This window comes from Sphingomonas sp. RS2018, from assembly GCF_054489605.1.
Genome location: NZ_JBTMWL010000007.1, coordinates 19,527 through 27,541, shown reverse-complemented (window position 1 = coordinate 27,541; position 8,015 = coordinate 19,527). Strand labels below are relative to the sequence as shown.

At 64.5% G+C, this 8,015-nt stretch carries 4 protein-coding genes; 1 reads left to right on the top strand and 3 read right to left on the bottom strand.

The window, feature by feature from the left end:
* The first annotated feature begins 480 nt into the window (after positions 1-480).
* Positions 481-3,480, top strand: coding sequence for a TonB-dependent receptor (locus ACX40P_RS14985; protein WP_459127161.1), 3,000 nt, complete (start codon positions 481-483; stop codon positions 3,478-3,480).
* Positions 3,481-3,502: 22 nt separating this feature from the next.
* Here ACX40P_RS14985 and ACX40P_RS14980 read toward each other — a convergent pair whose 3' ends face one another.
* The 3 genes from ACX40P_RS14980 to ACX40P_RS14970 form a co-directional block, all read right to left on the bottom strand.
* Positions 3,503-4,231 carry an IclR family transcriptional regulator gene (locus ACX40P_RS14980; protein WP_459127160.1) on the bottom strand — a complete coding sequence of 243 codons (729 nt, stop codon included), beginning with the start codon at positions 4,229-4,231 and terminating at the stop codon, positions 3,503-3,505.
* Between the two features lie 124 nt (positions 4,232-4,355).
* Entirely contained in the window at positions 4,356-5,579 is a 1,224-nt protein-coding gene (locus ACX40P_RS14975; RefSeq protein ID WP_459127159.1) for an SGNH/GDSL hydrolase family protein, read from the bottom strand.
* On the bottom strand, positions 5,576-7,924 hold the full coding sequence (locus ACX40P_RS14970; protein ID WP_459127158.1) for a glycoside hydrolase family 95 protein: 2,349 nt from the start codon (positions 7,922-7,924) through the stop codon (positions 5,576-5,578). The genes ACX40P_RS14975 and ACX40P_RS14970 overlap by 4 nt, the downstream gene beginning before the upstream one ends.
* Between the last annotated feature and the right edge of the window lie 91 nt (positions 7,925-8,015).

The window sequence follows — 8,015 nt, the reverse complement described above, 5'->3', positions numbered from 1 at the left end:
GCCGCGTTGGAGAGAAGGATGGTCTGGGTATCGGTGAGCCTGGTCATGCTGGTCTCCATCGAGCAGCACGCTGCTGCTCCCACCAACATCAGCCCCGGCCGAGCATAAGCCCCGGGGCGACCGTCCGCGGTTCATCACCATCCGGGTCGGCGACACGCTGTCGCTCTGGTCGCACCGGAAGTCGAGTGGACTGTGTATCGGACGCCTACCGGGTCGGCCAAGCCCCAGACATCCTGAGTATCTGGTTGATAGTGACCACGCGATCGCGACGGTTGGCGAGCGTCGCGCGGCAACCTTGTCGTCGGTGCCTTCGGGCGCTGACACGATCAGCAACGCTGCCGTCAGGACAAGTGCGATCGACGGAGCCGGCCAGACGCGAAGGCGCAAATCCGTCTGACGCACCACGTGATACCCCGCATATTGCCTATACGAAATCTAATTGCATATAGGATAGATGATGCCTACGGCTGCGATTGAGCAATGAGCCGTGGAGGGGACCATATGACGTCGTTCAGCAGCGTAGGTTGGCAAGTTGGAGCTGTTGCGCTGGCGGTGGGCCTTTGCAGCGGATCTCACATCGCTGCGGCCCAGACTGTTCCCGCACCTATCCCAGACCCAGCGCCACCGCTCGAGTCCAGCGAGGACATCGTCGTCACGGGGTTTCGCTCCAGTCTGCAGAATGCACTTGAAGCGAAGCGCGCGGACGCCGGCGTAATTGACCAGATCCTAGCCGAGGATATTGGTAAGTTTCCTGATGCCAATCTTGCGGAGTCTATGCAGCGGGTACCCGGCGTCGCGCTGGCCCGCGGCGACGGCGGCGAGGGCAAAAATATTTCCGTGCGCGGGCTCGGTGCCGGGTTCACCCGCGTCCGGCTGAACGGGATGGAAGGAACGTCGCAGACAGGCAGTTCCGACATCCTAGGCGCAGGCAACCGTGGACGCGGCTTCGATTTCAACGTCTTCGCCTCCGAACTCTTCAACGCGCTTACAGTGCGCAAAACGTCCTCAGCTGACGTCGAGGAAGGGTCGCTCGGCGCAACGGTTGACCTGCAGACTGCCGGCCCGCTGGACTACAGCAAAGACTTTACCTTCACTGCGCGTGCACAGGGCAGTTGGAACGAAGTACGCGGAAAGATCGATCCGCGCGTGTCCGCCCTCATCTCTAAAACGTTCGCCGACGGAACCTTTGGTATCCTTGGATCGGCCGCCTATACACGACGGCGCACGCGCGAGATGGGGTATTCGGCGGTCAACATCCTGCGTGCGTCGGACGATGGCGGCTTCTGCTCGCCGCTCGGTGCAACGCCGCAGGTTCCCGCGTCCAATGCCGTGAAGGGCGTCGATGCGGCCAATTGCGGCACGGGCTTGCCACGCACGTCAGTGGCGTCTGCGTACAACAGCGTCTTCTCGAGGGCGGGCATCACCGGCACGTCGTCTCCCAACACGCCGGGTGCGGGCACGTTCCACCCGCGCATCCCGCGCTATGTCAATTCGGAGCAGGACTACGACCGGCTCGGGGCGACATTGTCGGTGCAGTGGAAGCCGCAGGACGGAACGAAAGTCTCGCTCGACGGCCTGCTCGCGATCTTCGATGTCGAGCGTCGCGACAACTATATCGCCGGTCTGTCGTTCGGCCGCAACCTGACCAATAACGGCAAGCCGATGACGTCGATCCTAGATTCGTCGATTACGTCAGACGGTACGCTTGAATATGGCCGATTCAACGGCGTTGACGTCCGATCCGAAGGCTTAACCGACCGGTTCAAAAGCACGTTCAAGCAGCTGACGCTCAGCATCGAGCATGAATTCAACGACCGTCTGAAGCTCTACGGCCTAGTTGGCCGGTCGCAATCGATCTTCGACAACCCGATCCGTACGACGGTGAACATCGACGCGATCAACGCTAACGGATTCTCCTACGATTTCCGTGGCCGCGACAATATTCCGCTCATCAACTTCGGCGTCGACATCAACAATCCAGCCTCGTTCGCCTTCACCGGCACGGCGGCGGACGGCACAGTGCGCGGCACGGTGGTGACGCGGCGCCTGAAGTCGACGATCGACAACACGACGGCCGAACTGAACGCGCTGTGGACCGTTACCGATGGCTTCAAGCTGCGCGGCGGTGGCCAGTATCGTGAATCCGATTTCGCCGTCGTCAGCTTCGGTCGCACCGCGGCGAACAACCTCGCCGTCCCGACCTTCCCGGCGGGCAAGTCGTTAGCTGACGTGACGCGAACCATCACCGGCTTTGGCAAAGGACTGGGCGAGGGCATACCGACGAGCTGGGTCGCGATCGATTACGACAAGTTCAACGCGCTTTTCAATCTTGAGTCGCGGCAGGGCATCTTTGCCGACTGCTCGGTCGAATGCGGCGTCGTGAACGACAATTCACAAATTCGCGAGCGGGTGGCGGTCGGTTACGGCCAGGCCGAATTCGAATTGCGTGACGTGCTGCCGTTCGTCGTGCGCGGCAATGCCGGCATGCGCTATGTCCACACCGATCAGCGATCGATTGGCTACATTCCGTTCGCGACGCCGGCCGGCTCGCCCTTCCCGCAGGCGGGGCGCGGGGCGGTGGTCGAGCGGACATACGAGAACTGGCTGCCGTCGCTCAACCTGGCGGCGGAATTCACCGACAAGCTGATCCTCCGCCTCGCCGCGGCCGATGTGCTGTCGCGTCCGGAACTGTCGAACCTGTCGCCGGGCGGATCGATCAACACGACGACGCGCAACATCTCGAACGGTAACGCGCTGCTCCGCCCGATCGAGGCGAGCACCTATGATGCCTCGCTTGAATGGTATTTCCAGCCCGGTGCGCTGCTGTCGGTCGGCCTGTTTCGCAAGGACATCTCGTCCTACATCCAGACACTGAACAACTCGGTTGTCTATTCGCAGACGGGGTTGCCCGCCTCGCTGCTCGACGGATCGCCGTCGTCGCCATCGGACATCTTCACCGTCAGCCAGGTGGTGAACACGCCGGGCGGCAAATTGAACGGCGTCGAGATCAATTATCAGCAACCGCTACGCTTCCTGCCGGGGTTCCTGTCTAACCTGGGCGTGCTTGCCAGCTACACCTATGTCACCTCGCGGATCACGTACTTCCTCAATAGCTCCGGCGGCGTACCGACGTTGACTACGGTCAACGACCTGATCGGGCTCTCGAAGAACGCGGCGAGCGGCACGCTGTATTACGAAGATTCGAAGTTTAGCATCCGCGGCACTGCATCCTATCGCGATCCGTTCATCCGCGCGGTCCCGTCGGGCGGGCCGGACAGCGACATTCTGGGCAACAAGAGCACGCTCTACGTCGATGCCTCAATGTCATACGACGTAACGCCGTGGCTTCGCTTCACGGTCGAGGCGCAGAACCTGACCGACGAACGCAATACGCTGTTCATCGATTCGGGGCGTCAGGATCCGCTTTTCGAAACGCGGATCGGCCGGTCGGTGACGGTCGGGGCGGGCTTCCGCTTCTGATGCAGACGCGCCAGACGCTGGGTCAGGCGTCGACGTGGCCGAGACCGAGAGAAATCTCGGCTGCGGCGCTGGCGAGCGCCTCCCGCGTCTGCGCTTCGTCCATCGTCTGGCTGCCGTCGATCAGTTTCAGATAGGGCAGCGTCAGCGCCGCCTTTAGATGCCCGTCGAATCCAAACACGGGATAGCTGATGTCGCGTACCCCTTCGGTCCGCAGGCTGTCGCGGTGTGCGTATCCCTGCCCGCGGATGACGGGAAGGATGGTCTGCAGGTCGCGCGGGATGGGGGCGCCGTCGGTGAGGCCCTGGAGCCGCTCGGGCGCGGTAAACGCCAATAGCACGATCCCCGAGCAACTGGCGAATAGATCGAGCTCAGCGCCCAGCTGGACGCTCAGGCCGGTGGGACCGGGCGGAGGCTGCTGTGCAATCACCAATGCCTTGCCCTCTCCGCCGACAACCAGATGGCACGATTGGACGACATGCATCGCCAGCGCGTGCATTACAGGCTGCGCAACGGCGGCAAGCGTACGCGCGGGCGTCGCACGGTGGCCAAGGTCGAGCAGGCGATAAGTGATGAAATAGCGATCGGAGGCCGGGTGCCGCCGCAAATAGCCTCGCCGTTCGAGCACCTGCAATACGCGAAAAATCTCGCCGATTGAGCGCCCCGTCGCGGCGGCAAGTTCGGTCCCGGTTAATCCGTCAGGGTGGTTGACGAGTGCCTCAAAGATGTCGAGCCCCTTTTCCAGTGCGGGCACTTTGTAGCGTTCCGCCTGCGAAGGGACAGGCGGCGGGGTAGGGGACGGCGGACTCATGCGGCTATGTTAGGCGGTCGCGAGCGTCGTGCAACTGCCCGGAGCCCGCGCCGTACGAAGCGCTTTTCTAGCGCAGCAGGCGCAGGTCGATCGCCGCCGCCATCGCTTGAAAGCCGGCGTCGTTGGGGTGCAATGCGTCGCCACCGTCGAAGGCCGGGGCGATACGCTGCGGATCGTCGGGACGAGCGACTGTGCGGGCGAAGTCGACGGCGCCATCGGCTTCGCCCGCCGTCATGATCCAGCGGTTAATCGCCGTCCGCACGGCCTCGCCCTCTTCGGACCAGTAGCCGGCGCCCTTGTAGGGGAGGATCGTCGCCAAGATCACCTTCACGCCCGCGGCGCGTCCGCGCGCAATCATTTGCCGGTATGCGCCAATCAGCTCCTCGGGCGACGGCAGGCGCTTGCGGTCGCGCGTGGCGGTGCCGATGTCGTTCACCCCCTCCAGCACGATCACGTGCGACACGCCCGGCACCGCCAGCACGTCGCGGTCGAAGCGGGCGAGGCCGCTCGGCCCGGTGCCGTCGATCAGCAATCGATTGCCGCCGATCCCCATGTTGGCGACCGCGACGTTTTTCCGGCCGGCGCGGCGTAGCCGGTCGGCCAGCTGATCGGGATAGCGGGTATCGGCATCGTTGGTCGCACGCGCGCCATCGGTGATCGAGTCTCCATAGGTGACAATCGTGTGCGCGGGCCGGCGCGTCTCGACATCGACGGCAGCGATCATCAGCCGCTGGTTGAACCGTACCGCATCCGTCAGGGTCGCCGATCCGGTCTGGTCGCCCGGCGCGATCCATGCGGTCGCCGCGGCATGCGAATGCACCGTCGGTGCCGTCGCGCCGTCGGGCAGGTGGATGCTGATCGTCACTCGTTCACCGGCTTGCACCGGCATCGCCACCGCATCGCTAACGAGGGCAGCGTGACCCAGCACGGTCTTCAGCCCACTGAACCGCAGGACGCGGGCGGAATTGGGGGCGATCCGCCCATCGGAATCCGCTTTAGCCACGGTGATCTGGCCGATCCGTAGGACCGCGTCCGACATCTCGTTCGTGATGCGCACGCGCAGTGCCGATCCACCGTTCGACAGCCGAACCACCTGACGAACGGTGCGATCCCTCAGGTCTGGCACCGGGCGGTTGGCCTGCGGGGACAGCGGAGCCTGCGGGGCCGCCGCCCAGCTGCGCGACCAGTGCTGGGCCGCGGCCGGAGTCGATAGGCCGGCCAGCGGCAGGCCGATGACGGACAGGACGATAGCACCCCGGGCTGCGCATCGCACGGCGTTTGCGGCGATCATGCGCGCACCAGCCCGCCGTCGGCACCCACCGTGAGTCGTACCGCCTTGCCGCGTCCTACCGACATGTTGAGATCGCGGCCGCTATGCCGCACCCGGTAACGTCCGCCCGTCGCGGATCGGAATATCGCCTCGCGCAATCGTCCGTCCGCCCAGGCGACATCGACCATCCCCGCGTCGCGGACGCGTACGCCCTTGACCGAGCCAGTCCGCCACGCGCGCGGCAGCGCCGGCAACAGGTGGACACGCCCGGCGTGGCTTTGCACCAGCATCTGAAGGATACCGGCCGCGCCGCCGAAATTACCGTCGATCTGAAACGGAGGATGGGCGTCGAACATGTTAGGATAGGTCCTCCGTGGTTCGAACAGCATGCGCAGGATCTTGTGGGTACGCTCGGCATCGCCCAGCTTCGCCCACAGGTTGATCTTCCACCCAATGCTCCACCCGGTCGCATCGTCTCCGCGCAATTCGAGCGAGCGGCGCGCCGCAGCAGCGAGCGCGGGCGTGGTTTCATTGTCGACCTGCTGCCCAGGATAGAGCGCATAAAGGTGACTGACGTGGCGGTGCTGGGGCTCCGGTGCCTGCAGATCCCAATCTTCCATCCATTCCTGAAACTGTCCGGCCTTGCCGATCCTGTCCTCTGGAAGTCGCGAACGCGCCGCCGCTAGCCGTGGGCGCAGGGGCGCGTCGCGTTCAAGCAGCTTGCCGGCCGCGATCGTCCGGTCGAACAGGTCGCGCAGCAACTGACTGTCCATCGCCGGCCCAGCGCACAGCGATGCGCCGAACGGATGCTGGTTTTCCGGGCTCAACGACGGGTTGGTGACCAGCTTACCGCTCGCTGGATCGTTTTGCAGTGTATCGAGGAAGAATGCGCAGGCCTCAGTCATCAGCGGATAGATACGCGCAAGATAGGCGCGGTCGCGATTATATTCCCATGCGTCCCACAGGTTCGACAGCAGCCACGCAGCTCCCGTCGGCCACAGCGCCCATTTCGCGCCATCGACCACTGCGGTCTGGCGAAAGATGTCGGTATTGTTGTGGACCATCCAGCCGGACGCGCCGTACATGCCGCGCGCGGTCTTGCGGCCCGTCACCGCCAGTTCCTCGACCATCCGCAGCAACGGCTCGCCGCATTCGGCCAGCCCCGCCATCGGTGCAAGCCAGTAATTCATTTCGGTGTTGATATTAAGCGTCCATTTGGACTGCCAGCTGGGCGTGGTCTTTTCGTTCCAGATGCCCTGCAAATTGGCGGGCTGAGTGCCGGGCCGCGACGACGCGATCAGCAGGTAGCGGCCATATTGCGCATACAGCGCGGCAAAACCGGGATCGTCGAGCTCGGCCGAGCGGCGGATCCGCTCGTCGGTCGGCAGTGCCGCGGCGGCGGTGGCGCCGAGATCGATCGACAGGCCGCGGAACAGGCGCCGGTAGTCAGCCTGATGATCCTCCAGCATCCGCCGCCACGGCTTCGCGCCCAGTCGCGTCAGCGTGGCGCGGGTCGCCGCGGCGGGATCGCCCGACACGTCGTCGGGAGCGCGGAAACTGGTCGCCGTCGCCAGCATCAGAACGACCTCCTTCGCGCCTTCGACATACAGGCTGTCGCCGCGCGCGGTGACGGTGCCGCCGTCGGTCGCGATCTTCAGTCGGGTCTCGAAGCGGATACGGCCGGCGATGCCCTGGTTATCGGGTCCGATGCCCGACATAACCAGCGTATCGGGCCCGTCGCGCGTCACCTCTGCGGCCTGTGGCGTCGTCAGCGCGATGATTGCGGTCACGCCGCCGCGCCCCTCCGCCGTCAGCCGGACAGCGACGACGCCGTCGGGGGCGGAAGCGATGACCTCGCGCACATGACGCGCGGAACCGGTGCGAAAGCTGGTGCGCGCAATCGCTCCATCGAGGTCGAGTTCGCGGACATAGTCGCGCGGCTCCTCCAGCGCGGGGAACGTCAGCAGCAGGTCGCCGATCGGCTGATACGCCATCTGCTTGACCGGGCGGCCTAGCAGCTTCTGGTCGGCCAGCTTCTGAGCGGCGGCAAATTCGCGCGCGAAAATGAGGCGGCGAACCTCCGGTAGCGCGGCCGCCGCATCGGGCGTGTTCGTGTCATAGGGACCGCCTGCGAAAAAGCTGTCCTCGTTCAACTGGATGCGGTCGCTGGTGATCCCGCCGAAGACCATCGCGCCGAGCCGGCCGTTGCCGACCGGCAGTGCCTCGACCCAGGCGGTGGCGGGCTGACGATACCAGAGCCGCAGCGGATTGACGGCGTCCGGCTTGTCTTGAGCGAAGCCGGGCGTCGCCGCGGCGGCCACTGCGGTACCCGCCACCCGTAGCGCGTCGCGTCTATTCACCCTCATTGCCACGCTCTCCAAATCGCCCGCTAAGACAGCATTCATACCTATATAAAACCAAATTGCATATTCGCGAAAGCGCGATACAACGCAAGAG